Genomic DNA, 22,864 nt, shown 5'->3' on the forward strand with positions numbered 1-22,864 from the left:
CGTTGTCCGCATGAGGTTCTACGAGACGACGCCGACCCACGACCTGACCTACTCCGACGTGTTCCTGGTGCCCAGCCGGTCGTCGGTGACGAGTCGCCTCGACGTGTCGCTCGCCCCCGGCGACGGCACCGGCGCCACCATCCCGGTCGTCTCGGCGAACATGAACTCGGTCACCGGGCCCCGCCTGGCGGCGACGCTCGCCCGGCGCGGAGGTCTCGGGGTCCTCCCTCAGGACATGCCCCTCCAGCAGCTCGACGCCGCCATCCGCTGGGTCAAGAGCCAACCGGTCGAGTACGACACCCCCTACACGCTCGACGCCGGCCAGACGGTCGACGCCGCGCTGTCGACCGTCCCCGCCGTCGAGGGCCACGGCATCGTCCTGCACGACGCGGACGGCGCCTACCTCGGCTGCATCGCCGCCTCCCGCCTCGCGACGGCCCCCCGCGACGCCGTGCTCGGCGACCTCCTCCACGGCGCGCTGACCTCGCTCGACGCCGACGACGTCGAGGGCCCCCGCGCGGCGTTCGACCGCCTCGTCGCCGCCGACCTCGACTTCGCCCCGGTGCTCCGGCACGGCCGCGTCGTCGGAACCGTCAGCCGGAAGAGCGCCCTCCGCTCGACCCTCTACCAGCCCGCGCTCGACGCCGGTGGGCGGCTCCGCGTCGCGGCGGCCGTCGGCATCAACGGCGACGTGGCCGAGAAGGCCAAGGCGCTCGCCGCGGCCGGCGTCGACGTGCTCGTCATCGACACCGCGCACGGCGACCAGGACGGCATGGTCAAGGCCATCGCTGCCGTCTCGGCGCTCGGGCTCGGCCTCCCCATCGTGGCCGGCAACGTGGTCACCGAGCAGGCCGTCCATCACCTGGTCGGCGCCGGGGCGACCATCGTCAAGGTGGGCGTCGGTCCCGGCGCGATGTGCACCACCCGCATGATGACCGCGGTCGGGCGGCCCCAGTTCTCGGCGGTGCTCGAGACGGCGGCCGCCGCGAAGGCCCTCGGAGCCCACGTCTGGGCCGACGGCGGCGTCCGCTACCCCCGCGACGTCGCGCTGGCGCTCGCCGCCGGAGCAGCCTCGGTGATGATCGGCTCGTGGTTCGCCGGCACGATCGAGGCCCCCGGCGATCTGGCGAGCGACGAGCGCGGCCTCTACAAGGAGAGCTGGGGCATGGCCTCGACCAAGGCGGTGCAGGGTCGCTTCGAACGACTCGACCCCTACGAGCTGGCTCGCAAGACCCTGTTCGCCGAGGGGATCTCGTCGTCGAAGATCTACCTCGACCCGCTGCGCCCCGGGGTTGAGGACCTCCTCGACATGATCACGTCGGGCGTCCGCAGCTCGTTCACCTACGCCGGGGCCCGTTCGGTGCCCGAGTTCGCGGAACGCGCCCTCGTCGGCGTGCAGTCCGCCGCAGGCTACGAGGAGGGGAAGGCCCTGCCGGTCGGCTGGTGAGAAGAGGCCCCGAGGGGCGCGCGAGTGCCGTAAGCTCTTCCGTCTATGGACGACCCTCCGTCTCCGACGCCGATCGTGTCGACGACCCCCCTCCCGCACCGTTCCGAGCGAGGTGACCGTTCGTCGTGAACGAGTGGATCCTCCTCGGCTTCGGCCTCCTCCTCACCATCGGCACCGGGCTGTTCGTCGCGAGCGAGTTCTCGCTCGTCAACCTCGACCGGTCCGAGCTCGAATCCCGACAAGGCAAGGGCGAGAAGGGGCTCACGACCACCATCGGGGCCCTGCGCATCACCTCGACGCACCTGTCGAGCGCGCAGCTCGGCATCACGCTGACGACGCTGCTCACCGGTTACACGATGGAGCCGGCGATCTCGCGACTGATCTCGCCTCCGCTGGTGGGCGCGGGCGTCCCCGAGGCCGCCGTGACGATCGCGGCGCCGATCGTGTCGATCGTGGTCGCGACCCTGCTCTCGATGATCATCGGCGAGCTCGTGCCCAAGAACTTCGCCCTGGCCCTCCCGCTCAAGACGGCGAAGCTCGTCATGCCGTTCCAGGTCGGGTTCACCACGGTGTTCAAGCCCGCCGTCGCGCTGCTCAACAACACCGCGAACGGCATCCTCCGCGCGATCGGCGTCGAACCCAAGGAGGAGCTCTCCGGTGCACGGACGGCCGAAGAGCTCTCGTCGCTCGTGCGTCGATCGGCGACCGAGGGCAGCCTCGAGGCCGACACCGCGACGCTGCTGTCGCGCACGCTGGCCTTCAGCGACCACACAGCCTCCGACGTGATGACCCCGCGACCCCGGCTGTCGTCGGTCGCGCGCACCGACAGCGCCGAGACGGTTCTGCAGCTGGCCCGACGGACGGGCTACTCGAGATTCCCGGTGACCGACGACGGCATCGACGACGTCGTGGGCCTCGTGCACGTCAAGCAGGCCGTGTCGGTCCCTCGTGAGCGCCGCGCCGACGTGCCCGTCTCGGCCCTGCAGACCGACGCCGTGCGAGTGCCCGAGACCATGACCCTCGACAACCTGCTGACCGAGGTCAGGGGCAGGGGCTACCAGATGGCGGTCGTCGTCGACGAGTACGGCGGCACCGCCGGGGTCGTCACCCTCGAGGACCTCATCGAAGAACTGGTCGGCGAGGTGTCGGACGAGCACGACCGCAGCCGCGTCGACGTCGTCCGATCACGCAACTGGCTGACCTTCCCGGGTCTGCTCCGCCCCGACGAGCTGCTCGAGCGCGCCTCCGTCAAGGTGCCGGAGGACGGCCCGTACGAGACCGTCGGAGGATGGCTGATGAGCGAGCTCGGACACCTGCCCTCGGCGGGCGACGTCGTCGAGACCGAGGCCGGCGCGTTCCGCGTCGAGCGGCTCGACGGGCGTCGGATCGATCGCATCCGCTTCACGCCCGCCACGGACGACGACCCGGCCGACGGGTCGGGTGCGGTGCCGGTCGACCCGACCCGCGCCTCCTCGGCGACCGCTGCGGCGACCCCTCGCGGGTCGTCCGCCGACCGGAAGGCCGTCCGATGAGCGGCGACTGGTTGGGCATCGTCTGGCTCGTGCTGCTGCTGATGGGCAACGCGTTCTTCGTCGGGGCCGAGTTCGCCGTCATCTCGGCCAGACGGTCGCAGATCGAGCCCCTGGCCGAGGCTGGCAGCCGCGCCGCGCGCACGACCCTCTGGGCGATGGAGCACGCCACGATGATGCTCGCGACGACGCAGCTGGGCATCACCATCTGCTCGCTGCTCATCCTGAACGTGTCCGAGCCGTCGATCCACCACCTCCTGGAGGGGCCGCTCGGTCTGACCGGATTGAGCCCCGAGCTCGTGAGCGTCGTGGGCTTCGTCATCACATTGGTGCTCGTGTCGTTCCTGCACGTGGTGTTCGGCGAGATGGTGCCGAAGAACATCTCGTTCTCGCTGCCCGACCGCGCAGCGCTGATGCTCGCGCCGCCGCTCGTCGCCATCGCGCGCGTGCTGCACGTGGTCGTCGTCTCGCTGAACTGGTCGGCGAACACGGTGCTGCGGGCGTTCAAGGTCGAACCGAAAGACGAAGCCGCCAGCGCCTTCACCGTCGACGAGGTCGCCAACATCGTCGCGCAGTCCCGCCGCGAGGGCACCCTGACCGACGCCAGCGGCACCGTCCAGGCGGCGTTCGAGTTCACCGAGAAGAAGGTGTCCGACGTGGCGGTCCCCATGCCGGGCCTCGTCACCCTGCCCGAAGACGCGACGCCGTCGGACGTCGAGCGGGCCGTCGCGCAGAACGGCTTCTCGCGCTACGTGCTGGTCGACGACCAGGGCGACCCGACGGGTTACCTCCACCTGAAAGACGTGCTCGACCTCGACGACGACGAGTTCGGCGACCCCGTGCCGCCGAAGCGGATCAGACAGCTCATCTCGATCTACCGGGGCACCGACCTGGAGGACGCCCTGGCGACCATGCGCCGCAGCGGCGTGCACGTCGCGCGCTCGTTCGACGAGTACGGCACGACCGAGGGGGTGCTCTTCCTGGAGGACATCCTGGAGGAGCTCATCGGCGAGGTGCAGGACGCCACGCGACGCGGTCGCTGACCGCGCCGCGGCGTCCATGTGACGCAGAAGGGGCCCCCAGCATGGCTGGGGGCCCCTTCTGCGTCACCTCGATGGGGCGGTGGCTGGCGGCGGCGTCGAGGTGACGCGCGGTGGCTGGCGGCGGCGTCGAGGTGACGCGAAAGGGGCCCTCGGGGTGAGTGAAGGCCCTGTTCGCGTCACTTCGATGAACCGCGGGCCGCGGCCGCGGCCGGCGCGGCGGGTCAGCGCGCGCGGAAGGGTGCGCGCTGGTACTGCGCCGGCACGTAGTCGAGCTCGACCCCGAGCTCGGCGGCGGCCCGCAACGGGAAGTGCGGGTCGCGGAGGAACTCGCGCGCCATCAGCACCACGTCGGCCCGACCGCTCGCGACGATCTCGTCGGCCTGCTCGGCCCCGACGATGAGGCCGACCGCGCCGGTCTCGACCTCGGCCTGCGTGCGCACGTGCTCGGCGAAGCGCACCTGGTAGCCGAGGCCGACCGGGATGCTGACCCCGGCGACCAGGCCGCCGGTCGAGATGTCGAACAGGTCGGCACCCGCCTCGCGCGACCACGCGGCCACGGTCGCGGTGTCGTCCTCGTCCCAGCCGCCCTCGGCCCAGTCCGTGGCGCTGAAGCGCACGAGCAGCGGGTAGTCGTCGCCGACCTCGGCGCGCACGGCCCGGACGACCTCGAGCAGGAGGCGCGCCCGGTTCTCGAGGGAGCCCCCGTACTCGTCGGTGCGCTCGTTGCTGAGCGGCGAGAGGAACTGGTGCAGCAGGTAGCCGTGGGCGGCGTGCAGCTCGATCAGCTCGAAGCCGGCGTCGACCGAGCGGCGCGCGGCGACACGGAACGCCTCGACCAGACCGCCGACCTCGGCGGTGGTCAGGGCCACCGGCTCGTCGTAGCCCTCGAAGGCGACGGCGGACGGTGCGACCGTCTGCCAGCCGCCTCGGTCGGCCGCCACGGTGCCCTGCTCGGCGCTCCACGGGCGGAACGTCGACGCCTTGCGACCGGCGTGCGCCAGCTGGACGCCGGGCACGGATCCCTGCGACCGGATGAACGCCGTGATCGGGCGGAACGCCTCGAGCTGCTCGTCGTTCCACAGACCGAGATCCTGGGGCGAGATGCGGCCCTCGGGGGTGACCGACGTGGCCTCCGCGATCACCGCGCCCGCGCCTCCTCGGGCCAGCGCACCCAGGTGCACGAGGTGCCAGTCGGTCGGGACGCCGTCTTCGCGCTCGGCCGAGTACTGGCACATGGGCGCGACCCAGAGCCGGTTGCGGAATCTCTGGCCGCGCAGCGTGATCGGATCGAAGAGTCCGAGGGGGCGGTCGCCGACCTCGTCGCCGTTCTGCGCGGAGGTCTGCGGGGTGGTCGTGGGTGTCGCTGCCGTCTGGGTCACGAGTGGGGTCATCGCCTTTCGATGGTGGATCGTCGTCGGGGTGCAACGGTACGCGGGGGCGGGATGTTCCCTCGGGCGCGGTGCAGCGGGGAAGGGCGCGGCTGACCTCGGGTCGCGAGCGGACTCGCGGCGACGGACTCGCGGCGACGGACTCGCGGCGACGGACGCGCGGCGACCGACGCGCGGCGACCGATGCGCGGCGACTAGCGTCGACGGCATGACCGACTTCGTGCCGTGGACCCCCGCCGACGCCGCCGACTGGATCGCCGTGCCCGCGGCCGACGACGACAAGTACAGCCGCGGTGTGCTCGGCGTCGTCACCGGCTCGAGCGCGTACCCCGGCGCCGCCGTGCTGGGCGTCGAGGCGGCGCTGCACACGGGGCTCGGCATGCTCCGCTACCTGGGCCCGGCGCGCGCGTCGGACTTCGTGCTCCATCGCCGACCCGAGGCCGTCACCAGCCCGGGGCGGGTCCAGGCCTGGCTGCTCGGCTCGGGCGTCGACCCCGACCACCTCGACGACGAGACCCGCGAGGGGTTCGCGACCGGCGCCTCCTCGGGGCTGCCGCTCGTGCTCGACGCCGGCGCCCTCCCGCTGCGCGACGAGGCCACCGGGCCCGTGGTCCTGACACCGCACTTCAGAGAGCTGGCGCGGGCGTCGGGTCGCGAGGTCGCCGACGTGGCCGCCGACCCGGGCGACGCGGCGAGGCGCGCGGCGGGGGAGTGGGGCTGCACCGTGCTGGTCAAGGGGCACCGGACCCACGTGGCCTCGCCCGAGGGCACGCTGCTGGTCGCCGAGAGCGCGCCGACGTGGCTGGCGACGGCCGGTGCGGGCGACGCGCTCGGCGGAGTGCTGGGCGCCCTCGTCGCGACGCACGCCGACGAGATCGCCTCCGACGACGAGGCCCTCGCGCGGTTGGCCGCCACGGCGGCGGTCGTCCACGGTCTGGCGGCGGAGCGGGCGAGCGGCGGCGGACCGATCACCGTGCTGGGCCTGATCGACGGACTGCCCGCCACGATCGCGTCGATCGTGGCGGGCAGAGGGCGGCGAGCCTAGGAGGCGGGGGTCGCCGCCACGAGGAACTCGACGGTGCCCTGGTCCTCGACCTCGACGAAGCCGAGGCTCGGCGCGGTCACGCCGTAGTCGGAGAACGTGACGGGGATCGAGCCGCTGACCTGGACGCCGTCGCCGGAGAGCGCGGCCTGGAGCGGCACCTCCACGGTCTGCGTGACGCCGTGCATGGTCAGCTCGCCGGTGGCCTGGACCGTCGCGACCTGGCCGTCGGACGGCACGGCGGCGTCGATCGGGTCGGTCAGGGTGAAGGTGGCGGTCGGGTAGGTGCCGACCTCCATCGCGTCGTCACGGAAGTACCCGTCGCGGTTGCCGCTGTCGGTGGCGATGCTCGCCACGTCGACGGTGATGTCGGCCGCCGTGACGGTGGTGCCGTCGACGGTCACGGTGCCCGAGACCTGATCGGTGGTGCCGACCACGGTGACGTCGGTGCCGTTCAGCACCTCGTCGACGCGGTAGCCGGCCGAGCTGCCGTCGCCCACCGACCAGTCGCCGGTGAGCTGGCTCTGATCGACCGTGCTGGCACCGGGGGTGAGTGACACGGTGGGGGCGGCGTCGGGCTCGCCGACGATGACGTCGCGGTAGAAGGCGGGGCCGGCGACGGCCGCCGTGACTCCGACGCCGACGACGAGGACCGCCGCCACTCCGATGATGATTCCGGTCTTCTTCTTCATGGTTCGTGTCTCCTGGGTCGGCTCGGGTTGGGCGTGACCACGCCGCGGGGTCGGCTCGGATGCCATGGGCCGGAACGGCTTGGTGGAGATGATGGCGGGTGAGTCTATGGGGTGGCTGGAATCAGCTGGGAGTCACCCGTCAGGCGGTGAAGCGGGTGAGGAACTCTCTCGCCCGCGCGGTTCGCGGCGCCGTGAAGACCTGTTCGGGCGGGCCCTGCTCGGCGACGCGGCCGGCGTCGAGGAACACCACGCGGTCGGCGACGTCGCGCGCGAAGGCCATCTCGTGGGTCGCCATGACGATGGTCGTGCCGACCTCCTTCAGGGTGCGGACCAGATCGAGCACCTCGCCGACCAGCTCGGGGTCGAGAGCGCTCGTGATCTCGTCGAGCAGCAGCAGGGTCGGACGCGGGGCGAGGGCCCGGGCGATCGCGACGCGCTGCTGCTGGCCGCCCGAGAGACGGTCGGGGTAGGCGCCCGCCTTGTCGCCGAGACCGACGCGTTCGAGCAGCTCGCGGGCCCGTGCGTGGGCCTCGGCCTTCGGGCGACGCAGGACATGCCGACTGGCCAGCGACACGTTCTCGAGCACGGTGAGGTGCGGGAACAGGTTGAAGTGCTGGAAGACCACGCCGATCCGCGCGCGCACCGCGTCGGCCTTGACCCGGGGGTCGCTGATGTCGTCGCCGCCGAGCACGATGCGACCGTCGTCGATCGGCTCGAGGAGGTTGATCGTGCGAAGCAGCGTCGACTTGCCCGAGCCGCTCGCCCCGATCAGCGCGACGACCTCGTCTCGGGCGACCTCGAGGTCGATGCCGTCGAGCACCGTCGTGGCGCCGAACGACTTGCGGACGCCCTCGAGACGGAGGACGACCTCGGGGCCGGGGCCGGGGCCGGCGTCGCCTGTGATGCGTGACCCGGTCATACGACGCTCCCTGCCTGTTCGCGACGACGGAGGCGCGCCGACAGCCAGTCCGTCAGCCACAGTGTCGGCAGGGCCAGCACGACGAACAGCAGCCCTGCGAGCACGTACGGCGTGAAGTTCGCGGCGGTCGCCGTCTCGATCTGGGCCGCGCGCACCGCGTCGACCGCCCCGAGCACGGAGATCAGCCCGACGTCCTTCTGCATCGAGACGAAGTCGTTCATGAGCGCCGGCGTCACCTTGCGGATCGCCTGGGGGAAGACCACCAGACGGAGGGTCTTCGCATGACCGAGACCGAGCGACCGCGCGGCCAGCCGCTGCGAGGGGTGCACGGCGTCGATGCCGGCCCGCACCACCTCGGAGACGTAGGCCGAGTAGGTGAGGATGAGCGCGATCGTGCCCCAGAACTCGGCCGGGAGGCGCGGGATGCCGAGCCCGAGACCCGGCAGACCGAAGCCCACGAGGTACAGGACGATGATGAGCGGCAGCCCGCGGAACAGGTCGGTGTAGCCCCGGACGAGCGCGCGGACGGGGAAGAACACGGGGCCCCGGAGGGTGCGGAGGGCGGACAGCAGCGTCGCGAGCAGCGCCACGCCGATCGCCGCCACCACGAGCACCCTGATGTTCAGCCAGAGGCCCTCGACCACGCGAGGCCAGGCGGCGATCAGGGTGGGGCCGTCGAAGAAGCTGAATTTCACGCGCTCCCAGCCCGGGGTGCTGGTGACCGCCCACCAGGCGAGGGCCGCGAAGACGATCGTGCTGACCACGGCGACGAGCACCGAGCGGACCGACTGGCGACGGCGATAGGCCCGTCGCCCCAGTTCGAGATCGCTGATCGGGGCGGACCCCGGGGCGATCGCGGTGGGCGCTACGAGAGGTCCGAGACGTCGTAGTCGGCGAGCCACTGCTGCTGCAGCTCGGCCAGCGTGCCGTCGTCGCGCAGATCGTCGACGGCCTGCGTGACCTCGTCGGTGAGGGCGCTGTCGAGCGGCAGGACGATGCCGAGCTGGTCGCTGGCGCCGTCGACCGCGGCCAGCTGACCGAGGACGATACCTCCCTCGACGAAGTAGGTCGCCGTCGGGACGTCGAGCACGATCGCATCGACCTGCCCCGACTCGAGGGCGGCCTTGGCGTCGTCGTTCGAGTTGTAGGCCTGCACGCCGCCGTCGGGATCGATGACCGACTCGGCCGCGGTGAAGCTCGTCGTGCCGCTCTGCGCCCCGATGTCGAGCCCCGTCAGGTCGGCGACGCTGGTGGCGCCCTCGGCGGCCGAGCCCGGCAGTGTCACGACGGCCTGGCGGGTCTCGTAGTAGGGCGACGAGAAGTCGACCGCCCTGGCCCGCTGATCGGTGATCGAGAACTGCTGCAGGTTGAGGTCGAAGGTCTTCGGGCCGGGGGCGATGGACTCGTCGAAGGTGGCGCGCACCCAGACGACGTCGTCGCGGTCGTAGCCGAGACGATCGGCGACGGCGTACGCGAGCGCGGACTCGTAGCCTTCGCCGGTGGTCGGGTCGTCGTCTTCGACCCAGGGGGAGTAGGCGGGCTCGCCGGTGGCGATCGTCAGCTCGCCCTCGGTGACGGCACCGACGCCGTCCGAGCCCTCGGAGTCGGACGTGGGCGCGCAGGCGGCCAGGACGCCGATCGAGAGGAGGGCGGCGGCGACGGACGCGACGAGTCGCGACGGTGTACGGGTCATGACCCCGAGGATAACGGTGACCGACGACACCGCCGAGCTGTGCGGCGTCGTGTGACGCGCGGCGGCTAGCCTGACCGGATGACCGTCGCCGCGCCTCCTGAGATCCCCGGCGCGCGGACGACGACGGGGCGGATCGTCTCGACGCTGGCACAGCGGCGGGTGGTCCTCTGGACGGCCTTCGCGGTCGTGCACCTCGTGGTCGCCTGGGTCGCGCTGGCCGGCCCCGACCAGTCGCTCGGCGACGTCCGCACCGTCTACCGGTCGTGGATGGACGACTTCGTCTCGGGCGGCGACCGGGTCGGGATCGACGTCGCCTGGGTGTACCCGCTGCTGGCGGCCGTACCGATGCTCATCGCGCGACTCGGCGGCTCGACCGACTACGCCACCGTGTGGCTGCTGGTCGTAATCGCCCTCGACGCGATCGCCTTCGCCGTCCTGCTGCGCCGGGCGACGCGGACGACGGGGACGACGCGGACGACGCGGGCGACGCGGGCGACGACGTCCGCCGCCTGGTGGTGGCTGCTCTTCGTGATCGCGCTCGGCCCGATCGCCTTCGGGCGCATCGACGCCGTCACCGTGGCCCTCGCCCTGATCGGTCTGCTGCTGGTGGCCGAGCGCCCCGTGGCGGCCTCGGTCGTGCTGACGATCGCCGCGTGGGTGAAGGTCTGGCCGGCCGCCCTGGTCGCCGCCGCCGTGCTGGCCTCCCGTCGCGGTATCTCGATCGTCGTCGTCGTCGCCGCGGCCGCGACGACGGTCGTGGTGGTCGCCGTCTCGCTGGCGCTCGGCAGCGGCTCCACCGTGCTCGGCTTCGTCGGTCAGCAGGCGGGCCGGGGGCTGCAGATCGAATCGCCCGCGGCCACCCCCTGGCTGTGGCGCGCTGCGGCGAAGGTGGCCGGCACGGGCGTGTACTACGACCAGCAGATCCTCACCTTCCAGGTGCAGGGCGACGGGGTCGGTCTCGCGGCCAGGGCCGCCACGCTGGTCATGGCTCTGGTGGTGGGCGCCGTGGTGCTGCTCGGTCTGCGGGCGCGACTGGCGGGGGTCGCCGCGCCGCACCTCCTCGGTCCGCTCGCTCTCGCGCTGACGACGGCGCTGATCGTGACCAACAAGGTCGGTTCGCCGCAGTTCGTGTCGTGGTTGGCCGTGCCCGTCGTCGTGGGGCTCGTGACGTCGCGGGCCGGCGGGCCGTCGTTCCGACTCGCGGCGGGGCTGGCGGTCGGCATCGCCGCCCTGACCCAGCTGATCTACCCGTGGTTCTACGACGACCTGCTGCGGGTCGAGCCGTGGATGCTCGTCGTCATCACGCTGCGGAACCTCGGCGAGATCGCCCTGCTCGTCGTCGCGTGCGTCATGCTGTGGCGTCTCGGGGGAGTGCGCCGCGGCCCGGCCGCTGACAGGATGAGCGCATGATCGTCGCCTTCTCGCTCTCGCCCAGCGGCGGTGCCCCCGCCGGAGACCTCGACCCCGACGCCCACGGCGACTCCGTGCACGCCGCGGTGGCCGCCGCCGTGCGGGTCGTGCGGGATTCCGGGCTGCCGAACCGCACCTCCTCGATGTTCACTGAGATCGAGGGCGACTGGGACGAGGTCATGGCCGTCGTCAAGGAGGCCGCGGAGGCGGTGGGCGCGTTCGGCAGTCGGGTCTCGCTGGTGCTGAAGGCCGACATCCGCCCCGGGCGGACCGGCGAGCTCGACGGCAAGGTCGAGCGCCTCGAGCGGGCCCTCGAGGCCTGAACGACGCCTCGCAGTCGGCCCCGTGACGCGTCAGCGCGCGGGACGGCCTCGGAAGTCGGCCAGCGCCTCGGGCGTGTGCCGCTCGAGGTGGTCGAGCAGCTTCCGGTAGTTGTCGTCGCGCCGGTTGGCGATGAAGAGGCGTTTGCGGCGGGCGTCGCGGGCGTCGATGCCCGACCCGTCGATGGCGCCCGGGCTGAGCAGAGGGCGGTACGACGCGATGTCGCTCACCAGGACCCAGCGTGCCGGACGGAACCAGGACTGCACGAGGAGCCCTTCGTCGTGGACGTCGAGGCGCGTGCGCCGGATGCCGCGCCAGAGGAGGACCTCCATGGCCCCGAGGGCGCACAGTGCCCCGGCGATGGCCGAGCCCTCGGCGACGTCGGGCTCGTCGGTGAAGGGGACCTGCAGCGCCAGCACGAGACCGAAGAAGAACGAGGCCAGACCGACGACGGCGAACATGACCGACACGAGGCGCGGGGGGTGCGTGGTGAACAGCGGGGGGGAGTCTGGTGCCGCCGCTCGACGCGACCGGCTGAGGAGTGAGGCGGCGAGCGGCACGCCCACGGCGGCCAGGACCGAGACGGCGGTCACCACGAGCCCGAGGACGGTCCAGTCGATCATCCGGCGATGATACCGACCACTCTGTGGAGAGGATCGCGACAGAAGGCGCCTCTGCCCGTACAGTTGGCATGTTCGAGCCCCGGGGGCGCGTCTTGCGCGGGGGCGGACGCCGGGATCCGTGACGAGTCGTTCGTTGGACACGGCGTCGAGACGACGTATCACCAGGGGGAACGAGAATCGTGGCGAATCCGACCGGCAACGAAGAAGTGACGTTCGACGACGCGACAGCGGACGCTCTCGTCACCGAGGCCAACGCATCGGCCGAGGCGATCGAGGGGCAGGTGGCTTCGCGCCGGTCGTATCGGACCACGGCCGAGCAGGACTTCCTCGGGCGCTTCTCGGAGATCTTCGGCGCGAACCAGGACACCGCGAAGGCGGACGGCGACAAGATCGTCGCCGCGCTCCGCGACATCGCGAGCTGGGTCGGCACGATGAAGGAGTCGGCGCAGAAGGAGAACGCCCGTCGCAAGCGCGCCCGCGAGTGGACGGAGCGTCAGGAGAACCGGTCGGACATCGAGAAGTGGTGGGACGGCATCGTCGGCGGAGAGGACATGCCGACCGAACCGGCCGAGAAGGAGCCGACCTTCCCGGCGTCCACCGTCGCCACCGGTTCCCGGGAGACGCCCCTGCCCGCATCTGGAGGCGGCGCTGCAGGGGGCGGCGCTGCCGGAGGCGCCTCGTCGGCACGACCCGAGAACCTCCGGTCGTTCGCCACGGGCTCGTCGCAGCTCGACACCGAGCTGACGGGCCGGCCGGCCGCGCTGCGGGGCAAGCTCGCGGACTTCGCGTCGCGGTGCAAGTGGGGCGAGATCGAGGCGAGCGGACTCGTCACGGGATTCGAGAAGTGGCTCGAGGCCAACGGCCAGGACGTCGCGTGGGCCAACACCGTGGCCGACGCGTTCGCGGCCGCCGGAGGAGAGGGCGACGTCTCGACCGTATCCGACTCGGCGCTCGCCGCCGCCCTCCAGGCGGCGGGGGTCTCGGCCGACCGGACCGCCCTGACGATCGATCCGCCACGGGCCTTCGGCGAGCAGCCGACCACGGGCTTCACGATGGACCCCGTCAACACGACCACCGGCAACTTCCTCGAACCCGAGCACGACCTGGGCTTCGGGGGAGCCTCGGCGTCACTCGCCATGACGCGCATGTACAACTCGCTCGACGACCGCGTCGGTCTCTTCGGCCCCGGCTGGTCGTCGGTGCTCGAGACGAGGCTGCTGATCGACGACGAGGGAGCGTCGTTCGTCGGGGCGGACGGACGCCAGATCCGGTTCCCCCGTCAGGACACCGGCTGGGGCCGCGGCATCGGCGAGAACCGCTGGCTGACCGAGGAGGACGGCCTCCTCGTCGTCAGCGACAACGAGGGCGTGCGCGTCGACTTCACGCCGTCGGGTCGCTGGGTCGGGCAGCGAGGGAGGCGCGGCACGGCCGTCCGGGTCGAGTACGACGGCGACGTGGTCACCCGGCTCGTCCACGAGCGGGGGCGCTCGATCGAGATCGAGCACCTCGACGGCCGAGTCGTGGTCGTGCGCGGATCGGACGGCCGGCGGGTCGAGTACGAGTACGACCAGGGCCGGAGGCTCGTCGGCGTCACCACGCCAGGGGGGACCCGCCGATACGGCTGGAACGACGAGGGGCTCGTCTCGACGGTCACGAGCGAGGCGGGCGTGATCGAGGTCGACAACACGTACGACGAGCACGGACGCGTCGTGCTGCAGGTCAGCCCCCATGGCCGCCGGGTCCGTTTCGCCTACCTCCCCGGTCGGGTGACGGTCGTCTCCGACGAGGACGGCAGCCGGTCGAACACCTGGCTGGCGGACGCCAAGGGCCGTCTCGTCGGCGTCGTCGACAGCGACGACCGGCGGCAGTCGATGAGCTACGACGCCCACGGGAACCTCGTCTCCGCCACGCAGCGCGACGGGGCGATCACCGTGCACGCCTACGACGACCGCGGTCGTCGGACGCGCACGGTGACTCCGGCGGGAGCCGACATCACCTACGGCTACGACGACCTCGATCGCGTGACGACCGTCGTGACCGAGTCGGGCGGGGTCGTCGCCTTCGAGTACGACGGCGACGACCGGAACCCCTCGGCGATCATCGACCCCGCCGGCGGGCGAACCGAGTCGACGTGGCGGGACGGCCGCCTCGTCCGCGTCGTCGACGCGACGGGCGTGCCGCTCGAACTCGAGCACGACCGCTTCGGGGACATCGTCGCGGCTCGGAACGCGGACGGCGGCGTCGTGCGTCTGGAACGGGACGCCACGGGTCACGTGGTGGCCTCCACGACCCCGTCCGGAGCTCGGACCGAGTACCGCTACGACGGCTCGGACGAGCTCGTCTCGCGGCGCGATCCCGACGGCGCGCTGTGGCGCTTCGAGCGCGGCCCGGCGGGTCGACTCGAGGCGGTCGTCGATCCCCGTGGTGCGGTGACGCGGTACGGCTACGGTCCGGCCGGCGATCTGGTCTCGGAGACCGATCCTCTCGGGCGCACGACCACCCGCACGATGGACGACCAAGGCGACGTCTCGCGCCTCGAGCTGCCCGACGGAGCCGCCTGGGCCTTCGAGCACGACGCCCTCTCCCGCCTGCGGGTCGTCACGGATCCGACGGGCGCGCGCTGGGATCGCGAGTACGGGGTCACCGGGGACCTCCGGTCGATCACGGACCCGACGGGTGTGCGGCGCCTGGCGGAACGCGACGAGACGACCGGACTCTCGTCCCTCCGAGACGCCTTCACGACGACGACCGTGCGGACGGACGAGTTCGGGCGGCCCGTCGAGATGACGTCCGACGAACGCGGGCACGAGCTCGTCACCTACGACGCCTGCGGTCGTCCCGTCGAGCTCGTCGACGGGGAAGGCGGACTCACGCGTCTCGAACGCGATCCGGCCGGCCGGGTCGTCGCCGTCACGACGGCGACCGGGGCGCGATCGACGTACGAGTACGACGCCTGCGGACGGGCCGCCGTCGCGACCGACGCCTCCGGCGCGCGGACCAGCCTCTCGTACGACGCCGACTCGCGCGTGTCCACGCGCACGTCGCCGACGGGCGAGGTGGAGCGATTCGAGTACGACCCCGTGGGTCGTCTCGTGAGTCGCACGATCCCGGGCGCCGGGACGGCACGGTACCGCTGGGACTCCGTGGGTCGTCTCGTCGGCAGCCACGACCTCAGGTTCGGACGGAGGAGCTTCCGATACGACGACGCGGGGCAGCTGATCGCCGTCGTGAACGGCCTCGGCGGCGTGACCTCGTACGACTACGACGAGCGCGGTCGCCCCGTGACGATCACCGACCCGGTCGGCGGCGTGACCCGGCGGGCCTACGATGCCGCGGATCGCGTGGCGGCCGTGACCGACCCTCTCGGACGGACGACGAGGTACTCGTACGACGCCGCGGGGCGTCTCGTGGCACGGACGGACCCCGACGGGCACCTCCTCGAGAACGGGTACGACCGCGCGGGCCGGCAGAGCAGCGTGAGCGTCGACGGCGCGGTGGTGCTCGAGATCTCCCGCGACCCCTTCGATCGAGCGGTCGTCGTGAGCGATCACAGCAGGGGTGAGGGGCGTTCGATCGAGCACGAGCTGCGGCACGACCGACGTGGACTGCTCGTCCGTCGATCGCGGGGTGCCGAGTCCATGACATGGGAGCGCGACGCCGACGGCGCCGTCGTCACCCGTACCGGCCCCACGGGTTCGCGGACGGAGTATCGACGTGATGCGAACGGTCGGGTCGTGGGGGTGGCGCTCGACGGTGCGCACCTCGGCGGCGTCTCGTACGACCGGGCGGGCCGCGTCGTCGAATCGATCGCGAGCGACCTCGTGCAGACGTGGTCGTACGAGGGCGGCGTCGTGGTGGAGCACACCGCGACCCGGGCGAGCGGAGTCGACCGGACCCGCGTCGAGCACGACGCGGATGGGCGCATCTCGGCGGTGGAGCAGGGCGGCGGTCGGGTCGAGTACCGCTACGACGACGCCGCGCAGCTCGTGGGCGCGCAGGCGAGGGGAGGCGCCGGGCGCACCTGGCGGTACGACGTGGCCGGCCGGCTCGTCGTCGAGACCGCCGACGGGGTCGAGACCCGACGGGAGTACGACGCGGCAGCCCAGCTGGTCGCCACCGAGACGCTCGGCGTCCGTGTGGAGTACGTGCACGACGGCCTCGGGCGGCGGATCCGCCGCACCGAGCCGGACGGCACGACGCGGCAGTACGCCTGGTCGGACCTCGGGCGTCTCGGCGGCATCGTCGACCGCGACCGCGACGGCGCGGAGATCGGACGGATCGACGTCTGGGTCGACGGCCTGGGTGAGCTCGCCGAGGCAGGAGGAACGTCGATCTGGTGGGACTCCGCCGCAGCCGTGCCGGCGCTGGCCTGCCTCGGGCCAGCACCCGTGCTCGCACTCCCCGGCGGGGTCACGGCGATCGACGACGCGGTCCTGTCCAGCGGGTGGCGCGCGGCGCGCGCCACGGACGTCGACGACCCGTGGGAGGCGCTGGCCGCCGTGTCGAGTCCCGGTTCGGGTCTCGGACTGCCCGACGGCATCGGCCTCACGGCAGGCGGCGGTCTCACGATCGGCGGCCTCGACTGGCTCGGCGCCCGTGTCTACGACCCCTCGGCACGGGGCTTCCTGTCGACGGACCCGATCGTGGCGACGCTCGGCGCAGGATGGGCGGCCAACCCCTACTCGTACGCCGGCAACGACCCGCTGCAGGCGCTCGACCCGCTGGGCCTCAAGCCCGCCACCGACGCCGACCTCAAGGCCTACAACGATGCGAACCAGGGGTTGCTCGTCGATGCCTGGGACGAGGTCAAGTCGCACAAGGAGGCGATCCTCGCCGGAGCCATGATCGCGGGGAGCATCGCCCTGATGTTCGTGCCCGGTGTCAACATCCTCGCGCTGGCTGCAGGCGGTGCCCTCATGGCGGGCGGGTTCAGCATCATCCAGCAGGGCCCGGACAGCGGGAACGTCGACTACAAGCAGGTCGGTCTGCAGATGCTGATCGGAGGCGCCGCGGGTGCCGCCGGCGGAGCCGCTGCGATCGCGGCGTCGAAGGCCGCTCCGGCGGTGACCCAGGCCGTGGCGCCGGTCGTCCAGCGGATCGCGTCTCCGATCGGCCAGCGCGTCGCGACGGCCGCCGTGGGTCGGGCCGGCCAGGGCGCCGTCGCCGCCGGTGTCGAGGGGGCCACGAGCAACGTGCTCGACTACGGCCTGGACCCGAAGCAGGACCACTCGTTCGCGGGCTACGTCGGCCAGGGAGTGAACGGCTTCGTCGCCGGGTCGGCCACGAGCGGGATCTCGAGCATGATCCCCGCTCCTTCGTCGACGAACATCCTGTCCGAAGCCCTGCCGTCGCTGAGCCCGCGGTGGAACGCGGCGGGCGAAGGGCTGCTCGACATGGGCCAAGATGGCTTGGTGGGCGGGACGTCGGGGCTCGCGCAGTACGCGCTGGATCCCGACCCCGAGACGACTGCCGGGCAGGCGTTCTCGAACGGCTTCTTCTCGGGAGCCGAGGGACCGAGCCTTCCGCGACACTGACCGGCCGCATCACGAGCCGTCTGACGAGAGAGATGAATGACCATGTCGAATTCGCACCGTTCCGCGGCAGCACCACCGAGAAAGCGTTCGGTGCGTCGCGCGCGGCTCATCCTGGTCGGTGGGCTCGCAGTTTTCGTGGTGCTCGTCGGTACGTTCGGCGTCGGACCTCATGTCCTCGAGTCGTACGACTCCTCTCACCGAGAAGAACTCACCTGCAGGGTCGACTCGGTGGACGCCCTGTCGGGGCGGAGCTCGAGCCGGACCGGGATCGGCGGTGCCTCCGCGCTCGTGAGGGTGCAGACCGACTCCTGCGGCGTCCTCGACATCCGCGACGGGGTCACTCCCGAGAACGTCGACGGCATAGCGGCCGAGCTGACCGAGGGCGAGACCTACGTGTTCTCGGTCGGCGCCGGCTCGCTGCAAATCGAGGGCCTGCTCGGATTCTTCAAGCAGGAGCCGCCCATCTACGACTTCCGCCCCGCTGCGTGACGACGGCGCCCTCGGGGCTGTCACCGCGCCTCCTGAGGTCGTAAGCTCGTCGGTGGTCTCGCGCTCATCGAATCGATTCGGTGATGCCCCGACCGGCCGGAGGCGCGGGTCGCCTCCGACGCCCCACCCGGCCCGTTCGACGGAGAGCCCCGGGCCACCGCCGCCCGACACCTCCCACCCCAGCGAAGGCAGCCGCCCGTGAACACCCTCTCCACCCGTCGCAAGACGTTCGCCCTGATCGCCCTGGCCCTCGGCGGCTTCGGCATCGGCTCGACCGAGTTCGTGGCCATGGGGCTGCTGCCCAACATCGCGCAGGATCTGCTGCCGGGGCTGTACGCGCAGTCGTCCGACGAGGGCATCGCCCGCGCCGGCTGGCTGGTCAGCGCCTATGCGCTCGGCGTCGTCGTCGGGGCGCCCACCATCGCCGCGATGTCGTCGCATCTGCCGAAGAAGAAGCTGCTGATGGGCCTGCTCGGGCTGTTCGTGCTCGGCACCGTGCTCTCGGCCGTGCTGCCCTCGTTCGGCTGGGTGCTCGGCGCCCGGTTCTTCGCCGGTCTGCCGCACGGCGCCTACTTCGGCATCGCGTCGATCGTCGCCGCGACCATCATGGGGCCCGGCAACCGCGGCAAGGGCGTCGCGCTCGTGCTCAGCGGGCTGACGATCGCCAACGTGATCGGCGTGCCCACGATCACCGCCCTCGGCCAGGCGCAGGGCTGGCGCGTCGCGTACCTCGCGGTCGCCGCGATCTTCGCACTCACCTTCGTCGCGGTCGCCCTCGCCGTGCCGCACCTCGAGGGCGACTCGTCCGCCTCGATGAGGCGCGAGCTCAGCGCGTTCCGCAAACCCCAGGTCTGGCTCGTGATGGGCATCGGCGCGATCGGCTTCGGCGGGTTCTTCGCGGTCTACAGCTACATCGCCAACGCCGTCACCGAGGGTGCGGGCGTCGACGAGGGCGTCGTGCCGTGGGTGCTCGTCGGCGTCGGGGTCGGCATGACCATCGGCAACGTCATCGGCGGATGGGCCGCCGACAAGAACCTCAAGGCGGCCCTGACCGTCGGGTTCGTCGGGCTCATCGCCGCTCTCGTCGCCTACGCGCTGCTCGTCGACGGCATCGTCGGCATCTTCGCGACGACGTTCCTGCTCGGGCTCGTCAGCTCGATGATCGGCCCGTCGGTGCAGTCGCGCCTCATGGAGGTCGCCGGCGAGAGCCAGGTGATCGGCGCCGCCCTCAACCACTCGTCGATGAACCTCGGCAACAGCGCCGGTGCCTACCTCGGCGGGGCCGTCATCGCCGCGGGCTTCGGCTTCGCCGCCCCGGGCTGGGTCGGAGTCGCCCTGGCCCTCGCGGGCGTCGTGCTCACGGTCGTGAGCTTCCGTCTGCAGAAGAGCGGCGACGCCCGTCAGGCGGCGCTCTGCGCGGCGGCCGCCGAGGCGGACCACAAGGAGGACACCGATAGCGGCTCGATCTTCATCGTGCAGAACTGACGGAGGCGCGGGTCGGCGCGAGAGCCGACCCGCGCCTCCGGCAGGGGGACGCTAGAAGCTGGTCTGCGTCGGCAGATCGGTCTGCAACAGGATGCCGTCTTGGATGGCCCGCTTGCGGAGCGCCACCTTGGTGCCCACGTCGTAGCCGGCGACGCGGTACTTCTCGCGGATCCGCTTGAGGTAGCTCTTCGCCGTCTCCTCGCTGATGCCGAGCTGGTACGCCACGGCCTTGACCGGCTCGCCGCCGCCGTAGAGGGCCATGACTCGTCGCTCTTGAGCGCTGAGCTTCGGCACGCCCCCGACCTCGGCCGCGTTCAGGGCCAGGTCGAGCTCGGCCGAGATGTACGACTCGCCCTGCGACGCCGAGCGGATGGCCTCGACGATCATCTCGGCGTCCTCGCTCTTCACGAGGTAGCCGAGCGCGCCCGCGGCGAGTGCCTCGCGCACGACGTTCGGCTCGGAGTACGTGCTCATCAGCACGGTCTTGACGCCGGTGGTCTTCAGCGTGTTGATCTTGAGCGAGATCGGGATGCTGTCTTTCAGATCGAGGTCGAGCAGCACGACGTCGACGGGGAACTCGGGGTGCGTCAGCAGCTCGGGCCACGAGGCCACGGCGGCGACGACGGAGATGTCGCCGGCCGCCCCGCGGATCCACTCGCTGAGCGCGCCGAGCAGCATCTTGTGGTCGTCGACCAGGGCCAGGCGGATGCGATCGTCGGTGTTCGTCACGGGGTCCTTCTTTCTGGGGAGCTTGACCATCATGCTAGATGCCGGGGGAGGAGCGGTGCCGGCGACGCGGAGCGGCCACGCCGATCACAGTTCGGCCGGGTTGTCGACCAGGCACGAGACCTGCAGCCGCACGCTCTGCTCGTGGGTCGAGACGGTGTACTCGCCCACGCGCTCGAGTGCGCTCCAGGTGGCCGGGGTGACCCGGTTCCGGCGGATGCCGGTCGTGGCGACCACCACGGGGATCTCGACGCTGCGCCCGGCGAGCGAATGCGCGGTCGCGGTGACGGGCCCGAGGGTCAGCGTGATCGTCGTGCCGGGGGTGCGGCTCTTCGAGTCGCCGAGCAGCAGCCAGACGGCCTGCAGCAGACCGTCGCGCTGCGGCGGAGCGAGGAGGCCCGCGAGGGACGACGGGTCGGCGAGCGTGACCGATCGGCCCAGGTACTCGGACTCGGTGACGGCGTGGTGCAGCCAGGTCTCGCGCCGACCCTCGATGAGGTGCAGGCGCAGCTCGGTCGCGAGCGACGCGGCCTGCGACGCGACCTTGGGGGCCAGCGGCAACGGCACGTCGCCGCCCGCGACGCCGTCGAGCAGCTTCTCGGCGGCGAGGTCGAGTCGGGCGAGCTCGTCGCTCGCGAGCATGCCGACCGCGAAGCGCGGCTGCGAGACGTTGCTCTGCACCAGCACGCGATCGAGCTCGACCTGCACCATGCGGCGGAACCTCTGCAGCACGAGCGTCGCGACGGCGCTCGGCAGCACGGCGAGCGAGATCATGGCGATCTGCTGGGGCCCGGTGTCGGCGGTGATCGGGGTCGTCGCGAGGGTCATCGCGACGAAGGCGGCGAAGAGCAGGGTCGTGGCGACGACGATCTCGCGGGCGGGTCGCAGCGTGACGATCGGGAGGAGGCCGAAGCCGACGGCGACGCTGACCGTCGCGTAGGCGCCGACGTCCCGCAGCGGGGCGATGGCCACGAAGTCGAGCGCGACGACCAGGGCGAGCACCACGGCGATGGCGGCGAACAGGCGACCCGTCAGTCGTTGGCCGCGGATGGTGACGAGCGCGGTCGTGACGACGAAGACCGCGATGTAGAGGAGCCATGCGGTGAGGACGGGGGCCACCGACGGGTAGTCGTCGAGGTGGCTGAAGAAGAAGATGAGGCCGTAGACGGCCTGCAGACCGGCGAGGACGGCGGCGCCGATGCCGAGATGGCCCGTGCCGAGGGTCGCCCCCGCGGCCCGGGCCTGACGGAGCGAGCGGGCCCCGGTCGAGCCGATCGGCAGTCCACGGGCGGCGCGACGCCCGCGGGTGACGCCGAGGGTGTTCTCGTCGACGTTCATCGCGGGGCCTCCAGGACGACGGTGGTGCCCGCGCCGGGCGACGAGAACAGGCGGGCGCTGCCGCCGACCTCGCGCAGGCGCCCGACGACGGACTCCTTGAAGCCGAGTCGCTCCTCGCTGACCCCGGCGAGGTCGAAGCCGACGCCGGCGTCGGTGACCATGGCCCGGACCATGCTCTCGTCGTGGATGATCGTGACGTGCGCCTCCGTCACGCCGGCGTGCCGGCGGACGTTCTCGAGGCACTCGGCGAGGGCGAGCAGGAACGCGTCGAGCACGTGGCTCGGCAGCAGCACCTGACCCGTGCCGTGCCAGCTGACCTCGAGGCCCATGCGGCCGAAGCGCTGCTTGACCGACTCGAGGGTCTGACCCAGAGGGTCCTCCTCGACGGTCTCGAGCGAGTACTCGCCCGACGCCTGCGGCTGCGGCGTACCGCCGAGTCGGAGGTGCCTCAGCAGCCGCGCGTCTTCGGCGGCCTGGGCCTGCAGCGCCTGGGGCGTCACCCCGACCCCCGAATGCGCCAGCAGCGTCAGCGTCGCCAGCACCGTGTCGTGCAGCAGTCGCGCCCCCTGTCGGCGCTGCGCCTCGGTCTCACTGGCCTGACGCTCGGCACGGTGCGCGTTGCCGATGCTGTAGATCCGTCGCGCGGCGAGCGGCACGCTGCGGCCCAGCCAGACGCCGGTCACGAAGACGAGCACCCAGCCGAGCACGACCGCCGCGACCGGGTACGTGAGGAAGGATCCGGTGGCCGAGGCCACCAGTGCGACGGCGACGACGAAGGCCACGGCGGCGACCGCGACGCGGACCCGGCTCGACGAGAGGACGACGCAGAACGACGCGGTCGCCCCGCCGACGAGCGGGATGACGGCGGTAGCGAGGGCGGGGTCGGTCGGGTCGCCCGACGGCAGCAGGGCGACGAGGCTCACGGCGATGCCGGAGACGAGCCCGATCAGCACCCAGCGCGGGGCCGCCGACCGGCCGACCATCCAGAGGGAGGCGATCAGGAGAGCGGCGAGCGGCACGATCGCGGCGAGGTGGAGGGGCTCGGTGACGCCGGGGATGGCCAGGGCGACCAGCGAGACGACCGCGCAGGGGATGCCGAGGGCCCGGGCGGTGCTGCCGAGCAACCGGTCTCGCTCCTGCGCGAAGATGTCCATGCGGATCCCAGGTGTGCATCGGGTGTCGTTC

General features: G+C 72.0%; 18 protein-coding genes. 9 read left to right on the forward strand and 9 right to left on the reverse strand.

Annotated elements, in window-relative coordinates; genetic code table 11:
- Positions 1 to 10: 10 nt before the first annotated feature.
- The 3 genes from SOM13_RS05520 (at position 11) to SOM13_RS05530 (ending at position 4,019) form a co-directional block, all read left to right on the forward strand.
- Positions 11 to 1,447, forward strand: a complete 1,437-nt coding sequence (locus SOM13_RS05520) for a GuaB1 family IMP dehydrogenase-related protein (protein WP_192058237.1) — start codon at positions 11 to 13, stop codon at positions 1,445 to 1,447.
- A 125-nt stretch (positions 1,448 to 1,572) separates the two neighbouring features.
- Positions 1,573 to 2,979 (forward strand): hemolysin family protein, encoded by a 1,407-nt coding sequence (locus tag SOM13_RS05525; protein WP_320478197.1) that lies wholly within the window; start codon positions 1,573 to 1,575, stop codon positions 2,977 to 2,979.
- Positions 2,976 to 4,019 (forward strand): hemolysin family protein, encoded by a 1,044-nt coding sequence (locus SOM13_RS05530; protein WP_192058233.1) that lies wholly within the window; start codon positions 2,976 to 2,978, stop codon positions 4,017 to 4,019. The genes SOM13_RS05525 and SOM13_RS05530 overlap by 4 nt, the downstream gene beginning before the upstream one ends.
- Positions 4,020 to 4,240: 221 nt before the next feature.
- Here the strand turns inward: SOM13_RS05530 and SOM13_RS05535 are convergent, their stop codons facing one another.
- Positions 4,241 to 5,410: an NADH:flavin oxidoreductase/NADH oxidase gene (locus SOM13_RS05535; RefSeq protein ID WP_320479074.1), complete on the reverse strand. Its 1,170-nt coding sequence runs from the start codon at positions 5,408 to 5,410 to the stop codon at positions 4,241 to 4,243.
- Positions 5,411 to 5,615: 205 nt separating this feature from the next.
- Here SOM13_RS05535 and SOM13_RS05540 point away from each other — a divergent pair, with 205 nt between their 5' ends.
- Positions 5,616 to 6,452 (forward strand): ADP/ATP-dependent (S)-NAD(P)H-hydrate dehydratase, encoded by an 837-nt coding sequence (locus tag SOM13_RS05540; protein ID WP_320479075.1) that lies wholly within the window; start codon positions 5,616 to 5,618, stop codon positions 6,450 to 6,452.
- Here the strand turns inward: SOM13_RS05540 and SOM13_RS05545 are convergent.
- The 4 genes from SOM13_RS05545 to SOM13_RS05560 form a co-directional block, all read right to left on the reverse strand.
- Positions 6,449 to 7,141, reverse strand: coding sequence for a YceI family protein (locus tag SOM13_RS05545; RefSeq protein ID WP_192058227.1), 693 nt, complete (start codon positions 7,139 to 7,141; stop codon positions 6,449 to 6,451). The two genes, SOM13_RS05540 and SOM13_RS05545, sit on opposite strands and share 4 nt — an antisense overlap.
- A 139-nt stretch (positions 7,142 to 7,280) precedes the next feature.
- Positions 7,281 to 8,060: an amino acid ABC transporter ATP-binding protein gene (locus SOM13_RS05550; protein WP_243214260.1), complete on the reverse strand. Its 780-nt coding sequence runs from the start codon at positions 8,058 to 8,060 to the stop codon at positions 7,281 to 7,283.
- Entirely contained in the window at positions 8,057 to 8,836 is a 780-nt protein-coding gene (locus SOM13_RS05555) for an amino acid ABC transporter permease (protein WP_243214259.1), read from the reverse strand. The genes SOM13_RS05550 and SOM13_RS05555 overlap by 4 nt, the downstream gene beginning before the upstream one ends.
- Before the next feature lie 89 nt (positions 8,837 to 8,925).
- Positions 8,926 to 9,753 carry an ABC transporter substrate-binding protein gene (locus SOM13_RS05560; protein ID WP_320479076.1) on the reverse strand — a complete coding sequence of 276 codons (828 nt, stop codon included), beginning with the start codon at positions 9,751 to 9,753 and terminating at the stop codon, positions 8,926 to 8,928.
- Positions 9,754 to 9,831: 78 nt separating this feature from the next.
- On the opposite strand from SOM13_RS05560, the gene SOM13_RS05565 reads away from it, so the two are divergent.
- A complete protein-coding gene (locus SOM13_RS05565; protein WP_320479077.1) occupies positions 9,832 to 11,163 on the forward strand; it encodes a glycosyltransferase 87 family protein in 1,332 nt (443 codons plus the stop codon).
- Entirely contained in the window at positions 11,160 to 11,486 is a 327-nt protein-coding gene (locus tag SOM13_RS05570; RefSeq protein WP_243214255.1) for a thiamine-binding protein, read from the forward strand. Before SOM13_RS05565 ends, SOM13_RS05570 begins: the two co-directional genes overlap by 4 nt.
- A 30-nt stretch (positions 11,487 to 11,516) precedes the next feature.
- Here SOM13_RS05570 and SOM13_RS05575 read toward each other — a convergent pair whose 3' ends face one another.
- Positions 11,517 to 12,107, reverse strand: a complete 591-nt coding sequence (locus tag SOM13_RS05575; protein WP_192058215.1) for a hypothetical protein — start codon at positions 12,105 to 12,107, stop codon at positions 11,517 to 11,519.
- A gap of 179 nt (positions 12,108 to 12,286) precedes the next feature.
- On the opposite strand from SOM13_RS05575, the gene SOM13_RS05580 reads away from it, so the two are divergent.
- The 3 genes from SOM13_RS05580 (at position 12,287) to SOM13_RS05590 (ending at position 19,615) form a co-directional block, all read left to right on the forward strand.
- Positions 12,287 to 17,641: a DUF6531 domain-containing protein gene (locus tag SOM13_RS05580; protein WP_320479078.1), complete on the forward strand. Its 5,355-nt coding sequence runs from the start codon at positions 12,287 to 12,289 to the stop codon at positions 17,639 to 17,641.
- A 228-nt stretch (positions 17,642 to 17,869) separates the two neighbouring features.
- Positions 17,870 to 18,130, forward strand: coding sequence for a hypothetical protein (locus SOM13_RS05585; RefSeq protein WP_320479079.1), 261 nt, complete (start codon positions 17,870 to 17,872; stop codon positions 18,128 to 18,130).
- Between the two features lie 198 nt (positions 18,131 to 18,328).
- Positions 18,329 to 19,615 (forward strand): MFS transporter, encoded by a 1,287-nt coding sequence (locus tag SOM13_RS05590; protein ID WP_320478206.1) that lies wholly within the window; start codon positions 18,329 to 18,331, stop codon positions 19,613 to 19,615.
- Positions 19,616 to 19,666: 51 nt separating this feature from the next.
- On the opposite strand, the gene SOM13_RS05595 is transcribed toward SOM13_RS05590, so the two are convergent.
- From SOM13_RS05595 to SOM13_RS05605, 3 genes are all read right to left on the reverse strand, one after another.
- Complete coding sequence (locus SOM13_RS05595; protein ID WP_308196197.1) at positions 19,667 to 20,344, reverse strand: response regulator transcription factor; 678 nt, start codon at positions 20,342 to 20,344, stop codon at positions 19,667 to 19,669.
- A gap of 84 nt (positions 20,345 to 20,428) precedes the next feature.
- The gene (locus SOM13_RS05600; RefSeq protein WP_243214250.1) at positions 20,429 to 21,679 is read right to left on the reverse strand and encodes a hypothetical protein; all 1,251 of its coding nucleotides are present in this window, start codon (positions 21,677 to 21,679) and stop codon (positions 20,429 to 20,431) included.
- Positions 21,676 to 22,833, reverse strand: a complete 1,158-nt coding sequence (locus SOM13_RS05605; protein ID WP_243214248.1) for a sensor histidine kinase — start codon at positions 22,831 to 22,833, stop codon at positions 21,676 to 21,678. Before SOM13_RS05605 ends, SOM13_RS05600 begins: the two co-directional genes overlap by 4 nt.
- Positions 22,834 to 22,864: the final 31 nt, after the last annotated feature.

The sequence above is a fragment of the Frigoribacterium sp. CFBP9030 genome, from assembly GCF_034045195.1.
Taxonomy (GTDB): domain Bacteria; phylum Actinomycetota; class Actinomycetes; order Actinomycetales; family Microbacteriaceae; genus Frigoribacterium.